We start from the raw sequence: 14,528 nt of genomic DNA on the forward strand, positions 1-14,528 counted from the left end.
ACGAATCCGGGCCGGACACCACCTGGTGTCCGGCCCGGAGTGCGTTCGGGCACTGCCGCACGGCCGGGTCAGACGAGCAGGACTCGACGGCCTCGGGTGTGGCCGGACTGGCTGTCGGCGTGGGCCGTCGCGGCGGCGGCCAGGGGGTAGGAGCGGTCGACAGGGATCGCCAGCTGCCCGCGGGCGATGAGATCGACTGCGGCGGAGAGGGCTTCGGGCATGGGGCCGCCCACGCCGGCGAAGCGGATGCCGAGCATGGAGGCTTCCAGGTCGGCGATGGTGATGATTTTGTCGGGGTCGCCGGTCAATTCGAGGAGGCCGGGCAGAACGCCCGCGCCGGTCAGGTCCAGGGCGGCGTCGATGGGGCCGAGGCGGCGGACGCGCTCGACCCAGCCGGGGCCGTAGGTGGTGGGGATCGCGCCGAGGCTGCGCAGGTAGTCCTGGTTCGTGGGGCCGGCGGTGCCGATGACGGTGATGCCGCGGTCGCGGGCGATCTGGAGGACCGCGGAACCGACGCCGCCGGATGCACCGCTGACCAGCAAGGTCTGGCCGGGTTCGATGCCGACCAGACGGAGGACGCGCAGTGCGGTCTCGACCACCGACGGGTAGCCCGCCGCTTCGGCGAAGGTCATCCCGTCGGGCAGGCGCGCCCAGGAGGAGAGGACCGCGTGTTCGGCGTAGGTGTTGCGGCCGCGGCCGAACACGCTGTCGCCGAGGGCGATTCCGGTGACGCCCGCGCCTATCTCGTCCACGATGCCGGCGGCGTCCTGTCCGACGCCGGTGGGTAGGTCGATCGGGCGGATCCGCTGGAACTGGCCCTCGCGGACGCGCCAATCGTGGGGGTTCACCCCCGCCGCTCGGACGGCGATGCGGAGCTGTCCGGGGCCGGGATGGGGTTCGGCCACGTCTTGGAGTTGCAGGACTTCCGGGCCGCCGTACTCGGCGAAGCGCACTGCTTTCATGAACCCAACATAGGACTAACGGTTAGTGTTTTGCAACGGGTAGTTTTTTGGATCAGGTACTTATTCGCAGCTGATAGTGTCAGGGCATGACCGTGCCGACCGGCCGCCGCGAGCGCAAGAAAGCCGCGACCCGCCAGAAGATCGCCGACACCGCGCTGGATCTGTTCCTGGAACGCGGCTACGACGCGGTGGGCATTCGCGATGTGGCTGCCGCGGCGGACGTGGCCGTGACCACGCTGTTCTCCCACTTCACCGGCAAAGAGGCCCTGGTCTTCGAACAGGACGAGAACTTCGAGCGCCGCCTCGCGCAGGCCGTCGTCGATCGCGCGCCCGACGAGCCGCTCATCCCCGCGCTGCGCCGCGAGATCGTCGCGATGGTCCGGCACTGCGCCTCCGACGAGGCCGCCCCGATCCGAAACATGATCGACAACTCCCCCGCGCTGCGGATCTACGAGGAGTCGATGCACCTGCGCTACGCGGATTCCTTGGCAACAGCCATCGCCACCGACCTCGCCCTGCCCCCGACTACCCCATCCTGCCGCGCAATCGCGAGGTCCGTGATCAACGCCTACGCACTGGCCCGAGACTCCACCGACCCCGCCGCCGCCCTCGACGACCTCTTCCCCATGATCGAGGCCGCCTGGGCCAACCGCCCCGCCCCCTGAATCCCCACCGGCGCAACAAGATCAAGGTGTACTCAGCGCGGGAATCTGTCCGAATTACCGCGCTGAGTACACCTTGATCTTGTGTATCAGCGGAGGATGCCGTGTTCGATGGCGAAGAGGGTGGCGGCGCCTCGGGTGGAGGCGTTGATTTTGGTGTAGATGTGCTGGATGTGGTGGTCGGCGGTTTTGGTGGAAATGACCAGGCGGGTGGCTATTTCGCGGGTTTTGAGGCCGATGGCCAGGAGTTGGAGGACTTCGATTTCGCGGGCGGTGAGGCCGGAGGGGTTGGGCGGTCGGGCATTTCGGCGGTGGCCGGCGGCGTCCAGGACGCGTTCGACGGCTTCGGCGTCTAAGCGGCCGTCGGTGGTCATGGCGCGCAGTGCGGTGGCGGCCGCTGCGGGTGCGAGTGCGGCGCGGTGGGGGCGGTCGGAGGTCATGGCGGCGTAGCAGTCGGCGGCGGCGATGACGCGCTGGGTGTCGTCGAGTTGAGATCCGTGCAGCCGTCGGCAGTAGCCGGAGCCGTCGAGCCGTTCATGGGTGCCGGCCGCCGCGTCGGCGAGGACCGCCAAGGACGGGATGCGGCGGAGCAGTTGATCGGTGAGCAGGGCGTGGTATTCGACGCGGTCGCGCTCGTCGCGGGTGAGGGGGCCGGGCTTGTCCCAGATGGTGTTCGGGACGCCGACTCGGCCGAGGTCGTGGACGAGGGCCGCGGCCTCGGCGGCTGGTCCGCCCGCGTCGCGGGCGAGGGCGGCCACGGTTCTGGAATGGCCTGCGGTCCACGGTGATTTGAGGTCGGCGAAGTCCGCGAGGACCAGTAGTGCCGCATGGACCTGAACGCCGTCGAGGGGTGCGCACACGGGCGCGATCGCCAGGGCCACCTCCCACGGGTCGGCGGATTCGAGGGCATTCCACCAGTCGGCCCCGTGCTCGAGCAGGAGGTCGGCCAGGGCCGGATCGTAGGCGCGATCGCGGCGGGCCCGGACGATGTCGAGTCCGGTGGAGACGCCTTCGAGGCGGGACATGACCTCGAATTCGTAGCCGAGTTGTGCGATGCGCATGACGCGTGGGATCGCGTCGCCCTGTACGCCGTGCGGGTAGCCGCGGCCGTTCCACCGTTCGAACGAGGTGCGTAGGGCGGCCTGCACGGTGTCGTCCAGACCCAGGCGTTCGGCGAGTACGTCGGCGACCTCGCAGGCGGTCCGGAAGTTGAACTCCGCGGCCCGGCGGCCTCCGGCCAGCGCGGACAGCTTCGCGCGGTAGCGGTCCGGGCCGTGCCGGTCCCGCCCGGCGAATCCGACCATGGCGCGTGCCATCGCCAGCGGATCGGACATGTCGAGCCGGGCAGCGGCGGCCCGCATCTCGATCTCGTCGCCGAAGACGACGGCCATGTCGAAGGCGTGACCGGTGCAGCCGAGGAAGCGCAAGGTGGAAGTCCACCAGAGGGTTTCGCATTCCGAGGGGTCGGCTCCCACCGCCCGGGCGAGGCTGTGCCCGAGGACGGCGGCACGGAGCTGGCAGCCCGGCGGCTGTCCGAGCGCGTGATCCTGCATGGTGGCCAGCAGTACGGCCACCTCGGCCCGGGTGGGCTTCACCTCCACCCGATGAATCATAGATAGGGAGTTCTCCCGACGCGGTGACCAGCGGTGTCCGCGCATCGTTGAGCTACCCGCCGGATCCGGGTGACCCGGCATCGATCATCGAGGAGACCATCATGACCACCACCGAACTCTCCGGCATCACCGCGTTCCTGGATCGGCTCGCCGACACCTGGAAGACCAATGACGGCACGGCTCTGAGCGAACTGTTCACCGCCGACGGTTCGCTGATCAACCCCTTCGGTGAGCGTGCCGACGGCCGAAACGGGGTCGCCGCCATGTACGGCGAATACTTCCGGGGCATGCTCGCGGGCACCACCACGAGCTGCACCCTCGAGCGGACCCGGGCCGTGGACGGGGACCACGCGCTGCTGGACGCCGAGCAGATCATCACCGCCCCCACCGGCGAAACCGCTCTCACCGTTCACCTCTCGGCCCTGCTCCGACGTGACGGCGACGGCTGGCGGTTCGTCGACTGCCGCCCATACGTGGTCGCCGACCGGCCCTGATCCGGTTGCACCGCAGCATCTTTCGAGTGGCCCGTCGTCCTACGGCGGGCCACCGACTGTCAGTGGAAACGGCGACGGTCAGCGGGAGATGTCGACGGCCAGGCGGGGCGGGTCGAGCAGCCTGGTCACGGTGAAGTGTGGCCGGTCCGCGGTGGTGCCGATGAACGATTCGGTGGTGGGCTGCGCGCCGTCGTCGTAGGGCGTGGTGAGGTGGACTTCGGTGATGGCCGGTGTCTTGGCGTCGGCCAGCGGGTTGGTTCCGCCGTAGGCGGGCAGGCCGACCTTCGCGGGTGCGTTGGCGTAGAACACGATTCGCAGGATCGAGGCACCGGCGACGAGTAAGGCGGTGGGCCGCCCACGCGGGGTGGCCTCGGCGACGTAGTCGGCCTGCCAGGCAGGCACACCGATGCCGCCGAATCCGTAGATCACCCGATCGAACCCATCGTGATGTTCGAGCTGAATCTCGTTGACCGCGATGCGATCCGGCGGCGCGGGTGTGGTCGTCGCCGGGGTGGTCGTCGGCCCCGGCGTGATCGGACTCGTCGGAACCACCGGTGGAACGAGCCTCGGCTCCGGCGACGGCGACGGGCAACCGGGGCAGTACTCGCCGTCATGCTTCGGCTCGGAATCACCGGCCCCGGCCGCCGTCGTCACGACCGCGACGGGGTGATCCCGCCCCGCCCCCTCGGTCCCGCATGCGGAAAGCGCCAGCGTGCAAGCCAATAGCGCGATACCTCGCGCCGTCGATAATGAACTCCCCATGCCCCTGTTTCGGCGGAGCCGGGCCGGACGTGACATCGCAACGGTCGACAGGACAGCAGGACGATCAGGAGCAGCCGAAGGGTTTTTCGAGTGGCTCGGACTTCGTGGCGGGCCACGATCCGGGGTCGGGTGGTGTCGGCTGCGGGTCGAGGGTGTGGGTCAGTGCGGTGTAGAGCCAGTGGTGGGCGGTGCCCACCGTGATGCGGTCGGCGAGAAGCTGGTCGGTCAGCGTCCAGTAGCGGTGGATTCGGGGGTCGGAATCGGTTGCGCCGGTGAGTAGTCGGCTGCGGAAAGTGGGGGTGTCGTGTTCGCCTCGGGCGGTGGCGTGGGCGGTGGCGAAGCGGTCGACTTCGCTGCCGGGGTGTGGGGGCTCGCCCTGGGCGATGCGGGTCAGCACGTCCGGGATGATGTCGCCGACGTCGAGGAAGAGGGCTTGGCGGTCGCGGATCAGGTCCGCCCGGGTGCGCCAGTATTGCTGTCGCACAGTGCGGCTCATGTCGGGATCGGCGGCCAATGCGGCCAGTTCGGCGTAGGCGACCACCTGGTCGACGGTCGGGTCGGCGGGCGGTTCGGGGACGTTCCAGCACACCCAGGCTTCGATGTGGTGCTTGGGGATCGGGGCGAGGATGCGCCGCCAGTAGCGGATGAGGCAGTCGTGGGCGGCGCTGCCGTCCTCGGCGGCGGCCAGCAGGGCCAGGCGGTGCGGGCGTTGCCCGGGGTCGGCGGCCTCGACCGCGCGCAGGGCCGCACGCCGCCAGGTCAGGGACCTGAATTCGATGTCGAGCCTGGCGCTTTCGGCGGCGACGACCTCATCGATGGAGCGTTCCGCGCGCAATACCCCGGTGATCGCTTCCAGGCCGAGGCCGAGGGTGCGCAACCGTCGCACCAGCAGGAGTCGTTCGGTGGCGGTGCCGGCGTCGAACAGGCGATGCCCGCCGGGGCTGCGGCGGGATTCGAGAATGCCTTCGTCGCAGTAGAACCGGATCGTGCGCACGGCGAGACCGGTGCTGCGCGCCAATTCCCCGATACTCACCAGCGCGCCGGTCTGTGTGTCGTCTGTCACAAGCTGTTGAACCTCCACCCCGGTGGAGCTTTTACCGTACCCGGGACGGAGTTCGTTACCAGGAAAGGACAATTCGTGGCTACCACGCAGGAAGAGATCGTCGCCGGGATCGCGGAGATCATCGAGGAGGTGACGGGGATCGAGGCCACCGAGGTGACGATCGACAAGCATTTCGTCGACGATCTGGACATCGACTCGCTGTCGCTGGTCGAGATCGCCGTGCAACTGGAGGACAAGTACAGCGTGAAGGTCCCCGACGAGGATCTGTCGAACCTGCGCACCGTCGGCGACGCCGTCACCTACGTGCAGAAGATGGAGGCCGAGAAGCCGGAGATCGCCGCCGAGATGGAGGCGAAACACAAGGAAGGCCAGGCGAATTGAACCGCACACCAGTGGCCACCGAGGCGGTACGCCGATGATCGCCGACGCGGAACTCAACCCCGCCGCCATCGAACTGGGCAGCTTCTTCCCGCAACCACCCGAGGCGGTCTGGCGGGCGCTCACCGATCCGGACCTGCTGGCCCGCTGGCTGCTTCGCCCGATCGGCTTCGCCGCCGTCCCCGGAACCCGCTTCCGATTCACCGTCCCCGACGCGCCGATCAGCGAGATCCGCTGCGAGGTGCTGACGGCGCAACCGTATTCGCAACTGACCCACACCTGGCACTATCCGCAAGCCGACTATCCGGCCCGCTGGATTCTCGACTGGACCCTCCGCCCCCAGGGCCACGGCACCCGGCTCCTACTGACGCAAACCGGTTTCGACCTAGGCGACCGCCGTCAGAAAATGGCCCGCAACGCCATGGAACGCACCTGGAAGCGCCGCCTACTCCCCCGGCTGGGCGAGGTGATCCACCTCTGACCTGTTCCGGGGGCTAGCGTCGGAGGATGGACGCGAAAGAGTTGCGCGCCGTGCAGGCGCCGCTGAAAGAGCAGTATCGGCAGGATCCTGGAACGGCGCGGACTCCGTTGCGGGCGGTGGGGCGGATCGGGTCGCCGGGGGTCACGTTCGATGTCGAACAGTTCTCGGGGGTGAGTCGTGCCGGATTGCACCGCGCCACCGGGGGTGACGGGTCGGATGCTTGCTCGGGGGACATGCTGCTCGAAGCAGTGCTCGCCTGTGCGGGCGTGACTCTGCATTCGGTCGCGACAGCCTCGGGCGTTCACCTTCGGTCGGTGGACGGTCGAGCCGAGGGGTTCTTCGACGCTCGCGGCACCCTGGGCGTCGATCGGGAGGCCCCAATCGGCGTCCAGCAAGTGACGGTCGTCTTCACCGTCGACACCGACGCCGAAGACGACGCCCTCGCCCGCCTCGCAAACCTCACCGAGCGCTACTGCGTGGTCGGCCGCTCCCTCGCCGAACCCCCGTCGATCGTCGTCCAGCGTCCGCGCTGATCGCTCGCTGAACTCCAGAACCCTGTTCTTGATCGAATACCAGTGCGCCGGGGGTCATTGCGAGCGGGCGGACGGGGCCTTTCCAGCCGCACCAGCCGCCGCATTCGGCGATGTCCTGGGACTCGACGCGGTGGTCGTCGAATTCCGCGGTGATGTGCCACGCTCGGGCGGGGTGGCCGCACAGTGGGCACTTCCCGAAATAGTTCAGGATCTCCTGCACCTGCGAGGCGATAACGCCGCGTGTTCTCTTGTCTCCCATGATGCCTCCCGCTCGCAAAGTTACTCGCGGAGCGGTGTCAGGTTGGTGTCAGGGCGATGTCAGCGGGGGCGGTCACAGTATGTCCATCGAAGAAAACGAGCCCGGATCACATCGGATACGGGTTCTGCCACAACAGATTTCGAAGGAGTACATCATGTCTGCCACTCTCAACCTGACCGACCAGGACAAGGCTGTTATCCGGGCTGCCGCTTACGGCGCGGTTTCCCTCATCGCCGCCGCTTCCGACAAGGCGCACAAGGCCGCGACCGCCGGTTCCATCGCGCTGGGTGCCGCCACCGGGCAGGTCGGGCACGTGCTGAACGCGAAGTCGAAGGATATTCACCTGAGCGGCAAGACGGTTGCCGAGCTCGCCGACCAGGTGCTGCCGGCGCTGACCGAGGCGGCGACGCTGCTGCAGCAGCAGGATCCGGCCGAGGCCGACAACTTCCGCGGCATCGTGCTCGTCGCGCTGGAGTCCGCCGCGGCCACGGGCCGCAACGCCCAGCCCAGCCCGGTCGTCGCCGACATGACCCGCAAGGTCACCGCCGCCCTGAACGTCGCGTGAAAAGGAAAGCGCCACTGAACGATTACCGATCACGCCCCTGACACACATCGCACACAAACGCCCCCGCTGACCGAGCCGGTCAGCGGGGGCGTTTGTGTGCGTTCGCGACAGTGCTACCGGCGGGTGAGGTCACCGGTAGCGGTGAAGGGGGTTCCGGTGGGGGCGGTTCCGGAGATGGATGAGAGTTGGTGGTGACCGTCGGTGGCGATTGTCCAGGCGGTGAGGGTTACGGCGGAGTCTGCGAGGGTGCAGGTTTGGATGGGCGGGTCGAGTTTCGCGGTGTTGCCGCGGGCGATGAGGGACCAGTCGCAGCCGTTGTCGGTGTGGGCGGTCAGGCGGGGACCGACACTCGTGGTGATGGTGACCGATCCATTCAAGAGGGTGGGGGCCGCGCCGGGGGTCAGGCTGGTGTTGGCTCCGGTGCGGGGGTCGGGCGAGCCGTAGGTCCAGGTGCCTTGGAATTCGCCGGCGGACTTGGGGTCTTCCTCCGGGGCGCGGGTGCGGGCGCCGCGGGTCAGGTCGAACTCGTAGTCGCGGTCCCGGTGGTGGCTGATCGCCTTGATGGATTCGGTTTCATGGCCTCCGGTGACGTGGACCGTCCACGCGGTCATGGTGTAGGTGTAGCCCGCGGTCGGGTTGTGGCAGGTCTGGTTCGGCGTGGCCAGTTCGAGACCGGTTGGGGTGACGGCGAATTGCCAGGTGCAGCCGACATCGGTGCGGCCGGTGATTCGGTCGGGCCCGGCCGGGGTGAACACGATGTCGCCGATCTGCGGGCCCTGCACACCGTCACCGATGTTCATGGTGGCGATATTGGTCATGGTGGCCACGTCGGGCAGATCGTAATTCCAACGGCCCTGGTAGATCTCGGCGGCGGGCGGGTGGGGCGACGAGGCGCAGGCGGTCGCGGCGGCGGCGGTGAGAACGAGCAATAGCGGAGTCGGATGGCGCACCATCGTCATTCCTCTCGGTAAGCTGATGTCAAGCAAATCTAATTACTAGGTTTCCTAGATATCAGGATGCCGAGGGGACTCTGGGATGTCAACGGAGAAGTCACGTTTGATCGATGCCGTGCTGGCGGGTGTGGGTCGCACCGCCGAGCTCGGCCTGCGAATGAATCAGTCCGCCGCCGCTCGACTGGGCATCAATGCCACGGACATGCAGGTCCTGCAACTCCTGCAGCACCGCCCGCACACCGCCGGGGAGCTGGCCCGCCTCACCGGCTTGACCACCGCCTCGATGACAGGCCTGGTCGATCGCCTCGAGCAGGCCGGACTGGTTCGGCGCGAACGCGATCCGGGTGACCGGCGCCGCGTCCTGGTCGAACTCGACGACGCCCGAGCCAGATCCGACATCGCCCCGCTCTTCGGCCCGCTACTGGGCGCCTGGCGGCGCGAGATCGGCGGCTACACCACGGCCGAACTGAAACTCCTCGCCGACTTCCTCTCCCGCATCGAACACGGCTTCACCACCGAACTCGAACCGGGAGCTGAATCTCGCACTACCGCAGCGGATGCCAGTGCTCTTCCTCGCCAGGTTCGGGGAGGATCGCGCCGCCTTCCATGATCCAGCTCGCCGCGAATTCGATCAGTGCGATCTCGACGGCCGGGGGCTGGAGGTGGGCTGCTTCGGAGATGGCGAGTTGCAGGGCTTGTTCGAGGCGGGCGAAGAGGGTGGCGTCGCGGTTGCCGCCGCCTCGGACTCCGGCGATCACCGACAGTTCGATGCCGGGGGTCAAGGGGTAGCCGTGCAGGAAGACCACGCTGACGAATTCCGGTGGTGCGCCGGTGATCTCGCAGTGGGTGGCGGTGATCGCCTCGACGACGGACCGGTGGGTGCCCGCTTCCGGCCGGGTTCGACAGGCGACGTTGTAGAGCGGCATGTCAGCTCCGATGATGGTTCGCGGCGATCGCGAAGCGGCCCCGCGTGAGCCTGGATGTGAGGAGGTGCGCGAGCGTGCGCAGGAGGAACAGCGGGCGGGCGTTGGGCCGGATGCGGTCGCGGTTGAGCCGCAGGTAGCGGTCGAACAACGAGGTGTCGACGAGCGCCAGCATGAGATCGTTGGGCCCGGCATGGGTGACGGTGTTCCAGGCGTCGCTCATCGCGTGCATGGCACGCTCGCGCCGAGCGGCGTCGAGTCCGTCGTCGGTCTCGACCAGTACCCACGACATCGTCGAGGCACGATTCTCGGTGTAGGACTGGCCCGCTGGGATCTCACACCAGATCACGACCGCGCGGCCGGTGGCTCCCAGCGACTTGCGATACGCCTCGCCCAGCGCCCGCTCCGCGGCCCGGCATTGCGCCGACGTGAGGCTGCCCTCCTGGATCGTGCACAGTATTCGACGCATAGGTGCCTCCTCACCGGCCGCAGCGATGCGGTTGAACGAACCGTAGTACACCAGTCGGTGTACTACAAGGAGTGTGTCGCTGTCAGCGAGTGACCATCCGGAACGCCATGTTTCGGCCGTGGCCCTCGCGCATCGCCAGCGTGAGCCACAGGCGCATGACGCCGTCGACGAGGTCGTAGGACTGCTCACCGACATAGACCGGCCGCAGTCCGACCGCGGTGATGAGTTCGTCGACCGCCGGCCGATCCGCCTGCGCGCAGGAGAAATACATGTCGGCGGGCTCGCCGTCGAAGATCGGATCGGTGAGGACTTCGGTGCCCAGAGTGTTGAACGCGCGGACATAGCGGCATTTCGGGGCGTGCTCGGCGAAGGATTCGGAGGCGTTGGCCGGCGACCCCATCACATTGTTGGTGGCATCGAGGATGAGCTTGCCCGCGAGCGCCTCCCCGTGTTCGCGAGCGAGATCCGCTGCGGCGTCGGGCGGGGTGGCAACAACAACGACATCCCCACCCTCCACAGCCTCCGCAACGCCGATACTGTCCCCGCCGGGCCGCCGAGACCCGTAGACAACGGGATACCCGGCCGCAGCAAGCGCAGATCCCACGGCCCTCCCGACACGCCCCGTACCGATCACCGCGATGCTTCTCCCCGCACCGTCCCGCCGCTGAACCATAGAACTGGTCATGTTCACTCCCGAAAGTCGTTGTGCGCGCGGACCCGAAGTCCGGCCGCCCGGCTCAACCGGGCACGCTCCCAGCATCGCCCCCGAGAGTCACCCACCACATCCGTAACCATCACGGAACCCGCCACTGAACCGAATAGGCCGCCACCCCAGCCCTCGAACATGCATTGGCGCACAAGCCTTCTCGTGAATCGCCTGCACCGGCCCATGCTCAGCGCATGTGATCAGCGAGAGACCGCTGGTCCTGATCAGCAGCGGGTGCGGTTCGATTCCATCCGGCGAACACCCGGATCCGAATTCCTCGGACGAACTCGAACGAGCGGCCGGGGGAACGCCGATGGTGTACTGAGGGCGTGCCGTTGCTTGCCGAAGCCTTCCCGAACCTGGTGGCCGACATCCTCGACCTGCTGGAGCCGGAGGACGAGCAGCTCGCTCGCACCATCCTCGACCTGCGGTTCCATGGCCGGTGCTCGTGTACGCCGACTTGCCCGGTTCTGCTGACCGCCCCGGCGGGCTCACCGAGCGCGGGAATCATCATGCTGGACCGCGACGATGACTGTGTCATCTGGCTGCACTATGACGCGGAGCAGTCCGCGGTGACGGGGATCGAAGTGCTCGACGGCCGCGAACTGGACTGAACGCCACTGGGGCATCGACAGGTGGTCACCAGCGCCATTGGATGCGGTGGTCGGTGATGAAATCCAGCGAATAGACCCGGTTGTCGATTCCGTCGCGGGTCCGGATCGTCCAGGTGCCACCCGTGCACCAGTCGACATCGGCCGAAGTCGTGCCGTGCCGGGCCATTTCGTGGGCGCAAACCTCGTCGTAGGCATCGTCGTCCTCGGGGAGGTCCTCGTGCGTGTTGAACCACTGCAGGTATGCGGCGGCGCGTTCGGAGCGGGCACCGCGGTCGGGGTCGAGATCGTCCACCCTGCCGGACGCCCAAGGCTGGTCGTAGCTGTAACTGGTGATCAGGGCGACAAGTTGCTGGTCGCGGTAGAGCTGCATGGGCGTGCCGAGGTCCATGGCGTGAGCGTAGAACGTCGCCCCGGCCGAGCGCCGCCAGGACTCGACACGCCGCCCCACGCCGCGCAGCTTCCGAGCGCACCCAAAATCTACTGCCGCCCAGGCGACCCCTACCGATCACCACTTCAAGATCAGGGTGTACTCAGCGTGGAATTTTGTCCGAATCCCCGCGCTGAGTACACGTTGATCTTGATGTCCAGGCGGAGATGGGCTGGGCCCAGCGGCACTTGCCCACGACATCTTCTCGCTGGTGATAGACGCCCACGCGCTGAGCGCCCTCGACGTAGATAACCGAGGGATCCACGAAAGCGTTTCGTTAGCCTCGCTATTCGGGTTGGTGCTTTTTGGCCTGCCCAGAATGGGCTTCCACCGTTCTTCACCACTCCCCTATTGCGAGGATGCCAGAAGCGCAAGACTAGGTATCTAACGATATTCAGTAATCAGCCAGGTGCCACCGCTAGGAGTCGAGATGGCTTGGGATGCTTGGGGTTTGATGGTTATGTCTGCTGCCGGTGTGGTGGTGTTCGCGGCTTGTCTCGTCGAGGAGATAAGAAATTCCGGTCGGTATTGGAAACGAACTGGTGGGGATCGGCGGTGAATGGGGTGTGGATACCTATGAGCGGCTGGAGAATTGTGATGTTCTCGATGGGGAGCCGGGGATGACTACTAGCGAGGCTATGGAATCGTTGGTTTTGCATCATGATTGTGTGACCGCCGTGTGTGAGCGGAAGATGGCGGCGGGGCAGATCATTCGGACCGATGCCGAGAAGGTTTTGTCGGCGAAGGTTATTCAGTTTCCGGGGAGTCGGGCGGAGGCGGGTTGTGGGACGTGTGATCCGTAGTGCGCATCGGGCGCGGTGAAAAAGCAAGTGGCGCACCACCCGAAGGTGATGCGCCACTGGCGGATTCGCGGGATCAGCCGCGGATCTTGGCGGCTACCGATGCTACGGCGGTGTCGGCGGGGAGCTCCTCCGCGGTGCCGGCGAAGCGGTCGCGGAGTTCGATCTTGCCTTCGGCCCAGCCGCGGCCGACGACCACGATGTAGGGCATGCCCAGCAGTTCGGCGTCCTTGAACTTGACGCCCGGCGACGCGGTGCGGTCGTCCAGCAACACCTCGAAGCCGAGGGAATTCAGTTCGGCGGCAACCTGTTCGGCGCCGGCGCGCGCGCCGTCGTCCTTGTTGGCGATGACCACGTGGACGTCGAACGGCGCGACCTCGCGGGGCCAGCGCAGGCCCTTCTCGTCGTGCATCTGCTCGGCGAGCACCGCGACCATGCGGGAGACGCCGACGCCGTAGGAGCCCATGGTGAGGCGGACCGGCTTGCCGTTCTCGCCCAGCACGTCGACCTGGAAGGCGTCGGTGTACTTCTGGCCGAGCTGGAAGATGTGGCCGATCTCGATGCCGCGCGCGGCTTCCAGGATGCCGCGGCCGTCGGGCGACGGGTCGCCGTCGCGGACCTCGGCGGCCTCGATGGTGCCGTCGGCGGTGAAGTCGCGACCGGCGACCAGCCCGACGTAGTGCTTGTTGTATTCGTCGGCGCCGGTGATCCAGGCGGAGCCGGACACCACGCGCGGATCGACGAGGTAGCGAACGCCGTTGTCGAGCAGCGCCTTCGGGCCGATGTAGCCCTTCTTCAGGAAGGGGTTGGCCTTGAAGTCGGCCTCGTCGAGCAGCTCCACCGCGGCCGGCTCGAGCGACGCTTCGAGGCGCTTCTCGTCGACCTCGCGGTCGCCGGGGATGCCGACGCCGAGCAGTTCGGTCTTGCCGTCGGGGTAGACCAGCTTGACCATGACGTTCTTGAGGGTGTCGGCCGCGGTGACTTCGCGGCCCAGCACCTTGTCGATGCCCGCGCCGTTGGCCCACTCCACCAGCTTGGCGATGGTGGCGGTCTTGGGGGTGTCGTGGACGACGGCCTCGGCCTGGCCCGCGATGGCGATCTCCGGCGGGGCGGCGGTGACCACGGCCTCCACGTTCGCGGCGTAACCGGATTCGCGGCAGATGACGTAGGTGTCCTCGCCGGAGGGGCTGTCGGCAAGGAACTCCTCCGACGCCGAACCACCCATCGCGCCCGAGGTGGCGGCCACGATCACGTACTTCACGCCGAGGCGGTCGAAGATCTTCTGGTACGCCTCACGGTGCGCGCTGTAGCTGTTCTTCAGACCGTCTTCGTCGAGGTCGAAGGAGTACGAGTCCTTCATGATGAACTCGCGGCCGCGCAGGATGCCGGCGCGGGGACGGGCTTCGTCGCGGTACTTGGTCTGGATCTGGTACAGCGTGACCGGCAGGTCCTTGTAGGAGTTGTACTCACCCTTCACGGTGAGCGCGAAGAGCTCCTCGTGGGTCGGGCCGAGCAGGTAGTCCTGACCCTTGCGGTCCTTCAACCGGAACAGGCCGTCGCCGTATTCGGTCCAGCGGTTGGTGGTTTCGTAGGGTTCGCGCGGCAGCAGGGCCGGCAGCGAGATCTCCTGAGCGCCGATGGCGTTCATCTCCGAGCGGACCACGTCCTCGACCTTGCGCAGCGTGCGCAGGCCGAGCGGCAGCCACGAGTAGACGCCGGGCGCGATGCGACGCACATATCCGGCACGCACCAGCAGCTTGTGGCTGGGCACCTCGGCGTCGGCGGGGTCGTCGCGCAGGGTGCGCAGGAACAGGTGGGAGAGGCGGGTGATCACGGCTCATCACCCTAGCCGCTGCTCGCGCAC

At 67.4% G+C, this 14,528-nt stretch carries 18 protein-coding genes; 8 read left to right on the top strand and 10 right to left on the bottom strand.

Going from position 1 to position 14,528, the window contains the following annotated elements:
* Positions 1–68: 68 nt before the first annotated feature.
* Positions 69–962, bottom strand: a complete 894-nt coding sequence (locus ACFXHA_RS13500) for an NADP-dependent oxidoreductase (RefSeq protein ID WP_379356237.1) — start codon at positions 960–962, stop codon at positions 69–71.
* A gap of 86 nt (positions 963–1,048) precedes the next feature.
* On the opposite strand from ACFXHA_RS13500, the gene ACFXHA_RS13505 reads away from it, so the two are divergent.
* On the top strand, positions 1,049–1,627 hold the full coding sequence (locus ACFXHA_RS13505; protein ID WP_379356239.1) for a TetR/AcrR family transcriptional regulator: 579 nt from the start codon (positions 1,049–1,051) through the stop codon (positions 1,625–1,627).
* Positions 1,628–1,713: 86 nt separating this feature from the next.
* Here ACFXHA_RS13505 and ACFXHA_RS13510 read toward each other — a convergent pair whose 3' ends face one another.
* Positions 1,714–3,225 carry an HD domain-containing phosphohydrolase gene (locus ACFXHA_RS13510; RefSeq protein ID WP_379356241.1) on the bottom strand — a complete coding sequence of 504 codons (1,512 nt, stop codon included), beginning with the start codon at positions 3,223–3,225 and terminating at the stop codon, positions 1,714–1,716.
* 35 nt (positions 3,226–3,260) lie between these two features.
* Here ACFXHA_RS13510 and ACFXHA_RS13515 point away from each other — a divergent pair, with 35 nt between their 5' ends.
* Complete coding sequence (locus tag ACFXHA_RS13515; protein WP_379356243.1) at positions 3,261–3,731, top strand: SgcJ/EcaC family oxidoreductase; 471 nt, start codon at positions 3,261–3,263, stop codon at positions 3,729–3,731.
* Positions 3,732–3,809: 78 nt separating this feature from the next.
* Here the strand turns inward: ACFXHA_RS13515 and ACFXHA_RS13520 are convergent, their stop codons facing one another.
* Together ACFXHA_RS13520 and ACFXHA_RS13525 are read right to left on the bottom strand one after the other, a co-directional pair.
* Positions 3,810–4,283 carry a hypothetical protein gene (locus tag ACFXHA_RS13520; RefSeq protein ID WP_379356245.1) on the bottom strand — a complete coding sequence of 158 codons (474 nt, stop codon included), beginning with the start codon at positions 4,281–4,283 and terminating at the stop codon, positions 3,810–3,812.
* Positions 4,284–4,557: 274 nt separating this feature from the next.
* Positions 4,558–5,556: a MerR family transcriptional regulator gene (locus tag ACFXHA_RS13525; protein ID WP_379356247.1), complete on the bottom strand. Its 999-nt coding sequence runs from the start codon at positions 5,554–5,556 to the stop codon at positions 4,558–4,560.
* A 75-nt stretch (positions 5,557–5,631) separates the two neighbouring features.
* Between ACFXHA_RS13525 and acpM the strand changes: the two genes are divergently transcribed.
* From acpM to ACFXHA_RS13545, 4 genes are all read left to right on the top strand, one after another.
* Positions 5,632–5,937: a meromycolate extension acyl carrier protein AcpM gene (acpM, locus tag ACFXHA_RS13530; RefSeq protein ID WP_379356249.1), complete on the top strand. Its 306-nt coding sequence runs from the start codon at positions 5,632–5,634 to the stop codon at positions 5,935–5,937.
* A 34-nt stretch (positions 5,938–5,971) separates the two neighbouring features.
* A complete protein-coding gene (locus ACFXHA_RS13535) occupies positions 5,972–6,415 on the top strand; it encodes an SRPBCC domain-containing protein (RefSeq protein ID WP_379356251.1) in 444 nt (147 codons plus the stop codon).
* A gap of 26 nt (positions 6,416–6,441) precedes the next feature.
* On the top strand, positions 6,442–6,948 hold the full coding sequence (locus ACFXHA_RS13540; protein ID WP_379356253.1) for an OsmC family protein: 507 nt from the start codon (positions 6,442–6,444) through the stop codon (positions 6,946–6,948).
* 413 nt (positions 6,949–7,361) lie between these two features.
* Positions 7,362–7,772 (top strand): hypothetical protein, encoded by a 411-nt coding sequence (locus tag ACFXHA_RS13545; RefSeq protein WP_379356255.1) that lies wholly within the window; start codon positions 7,362–7,364, stop codon positions 7,770–7,772.
* Positions 7,773–7,885: 113 nt separating this feature from the next.
* On the opposite strand, the gene ACFXHA_RS13550 is transcribed toward ACFXHA_RS13545, so the two are convergent.
* Positions 7,886–8,725 carry a hypothetical protein gene (locus ACFXHA_RS13550; RefSeq protein ID WP_379356257.1) on the bottom strand — a complete coding sequence of 280 codons (840 nt, stop codon included), beginning with the start codon at positions 8,723–8,725 and terminating at the stop codon, positions 7,886–7,888.
* Positions 8,726–8,807: 82 nt separating this feature from the next.
* Between ACFXHA_RS13550 and ACFXHA_RS13555 the strand changes: the two genes are divergently transcribed.
* Positions 8,808–9,335, top strand: a complete 528-nt coding sequence (locus ACFXHA_RS13555; protein WP_379356259.1) for a MarR family winged helix-turn-helix transcriptional regulator — start codon at positions 8,808–8,810, stop codon at positions 9,333–9,335.
* Here ACFXHA_RS13555 and ACFXHA_RS13560 read toward each other — a convergent pair.
* The 3 genes from ACFXHA_RS13560 to ACFXHA_RS13570 all read right to left on the bottom strand — a co-directional run bounded on the left by ACFXHA_RS13560 (position 9,271) and on the right by ACFXHA_RS13570 (position 10,877).
* Entirely contained in the window at positions 9,271–9,651 is a 381-nt protein-coding gene (locus ACFXHA_RS13560; RefSeq protein WP_379356261.1) for a 4-oxalocrotonate tautomerase, read from the bottom strand. The two genes, ACFXHA_RS13555 and ACFXHA_RS13560, sit on opposite strands and share 65 nt — an antisense overlap.
* Before the next feature lies 1 nt (position 9,652).
* The gene (locus ACFXHA_RS13565) at positions 9,653–10,117 is read right to left on the bottom strand and encodes a hypothetical protein (RefSeq protein WP_379356263.1); all 465 of its coding nucleotides are present in this window, start codon (positions 10,115–10,117) and stop codon (positions 9,653–9,655) included.
* Positions 10,118–10,199: 82 nt separating this feature from the next.
* A complete protein-coding gene (locus ACFXHA_RS13570; RefSeq protein ID WP_379356265.1) occupies positions 10,200–10,877 on the bottom strand; it encodes an NADPH-dependent F420 reductase in 678 nt (225 codons plus the stop codon).
* Positions 10,878–11,152: 275 nt separating this feature from the next.
* On the opposite strand from ACFXHA_RS13570, the gene ACFXHA_RS13575 reads away from it, so the two are divergent.
* Complete coding sequence (locus ACFXHA_RS13575; RefSeq protein WP_379356267.1) at positions 11,153–11,437, top strand: hypothetical protein; 285 nt, start codon at positions 11,153–11,155, stop codon at positions 11,435–11,437.
* Positions 11,438–11,462: 25 nt separating this feature from the next.
* Here the strand turns inward: ACFXHA_RS13575 and ACFXHA_RS13580 are convergent, their stop codons facing one another.
* Entirely contained in the window at positions 11,463–11,885 is a 423-nt protein-coding gene (locus ACFXHA_RS13580) for a hypothetical protein (protein ID WP_379356269.1), read from the bottom strand.
* Positions 11,886–12,740: 855 nt separating this feature from the next.
* Positions 12,741–14,498, bottom strand: coding sequence for a proline--tRNA ligase (locus ACFXHA_RS13585; RefSeq protein WP_379356271.1), 1,758 nt, complete (start codon positions 14,496–14,498; stop codon positions 12,741–12,743).
* Positions 14,499–14,528 lie beyond the last annotated feature (30 nt).

Source organism: Nocardia sp. NPDC059240, from assembly GCF_042753865.1.
In the GTDB taxonomy this organism is placed as follows: Bacteria; Actinomycetota; Actinomycetes; order Mycobacteriales; family Mycobacteriaceae; genus Nocardia.

What these genes read in the sequence shown, in the direction of transcription:
- ACFXHA_RS13500 (WP_379356237.1), bottom strand. Translation starts at nt 962, where the DNA reads ATGAAAGCAGTGCGCTTCGCCGAGTACGGCGGCCCGGAAGTCCTGCAA.
- ACFXHA_RS13505 (WP_379356239.1), top strand. Translation starts at nt 1,049, where the DNA reads ATGACCGTGCCGACCGGCCGCCGCGAGCGCAAGAAAGCCGCGACCCGC.
- ACFXHA_RS13535 (WP_379356251.1), top strand. Translation starts at nt 5,972, where the DNA reads ATGATCGCCGACGCGGAACTCAACCCCGCCGCCATCGAACTGGGCAGC.
- ACFXHA_RS13540 (WP_379356253.1), top strand. Translation starts at nt 6,442, where the DNA reads ATGGACGCGAAAGAGTTGCGCGCCGTGCAGGCGCCGCTGAAAGAGCAG.
- ACFXHA_RS13545 (WP_379356255.1), top strand. Translation starts at nt 7,362, where the DNA reads ATGTCTGCCACTCTCAACCTGACCGACCAGGACAAGGCTGTTATCCGG.
- ACFXHA_RS13550 (WP_379356257.1), bottom strand. Translation starts at nt 8,725, where the DNA reads ATGGTGCGCCATCCGACTCCGCTATTGCTCGTTCTCACCGCCGCCGCC.
- ACFXHA_RS13555 (WP_379356259.1), top strand. Translation starts at nt 8,808, where the DNA reads ATGTCAACGGAGAAGTCACGTTTGATCGATGCCGTGCTGGCGGGTGTG.
- ACFXHA_RS13560 (WP_379356261.1), bottom strand. Translation starts at nt 9,651, where the DNA reads ATGCCGCTCTACAACGTCGCCTGTCGAACCCGGCCGGAAGCGGGCACC.
- ACFXHA_RS13565 (WP_379356263.1), bottom strand. Translation starts at nt 10,117, where the DNA reads ATGCGTCGAATACTGTGCACGATCCAGGAGGGCAGCCTCACGTCGGCG.
- ACFXHA_RS13570 (WP_379356265.1), bottom strand. Translation starts at nt 10,877, where the DNA reads ATGCTGGGAGCGTGCCCGGTTGAGCCGGGCGGCCGGACTTCGGGTCCG.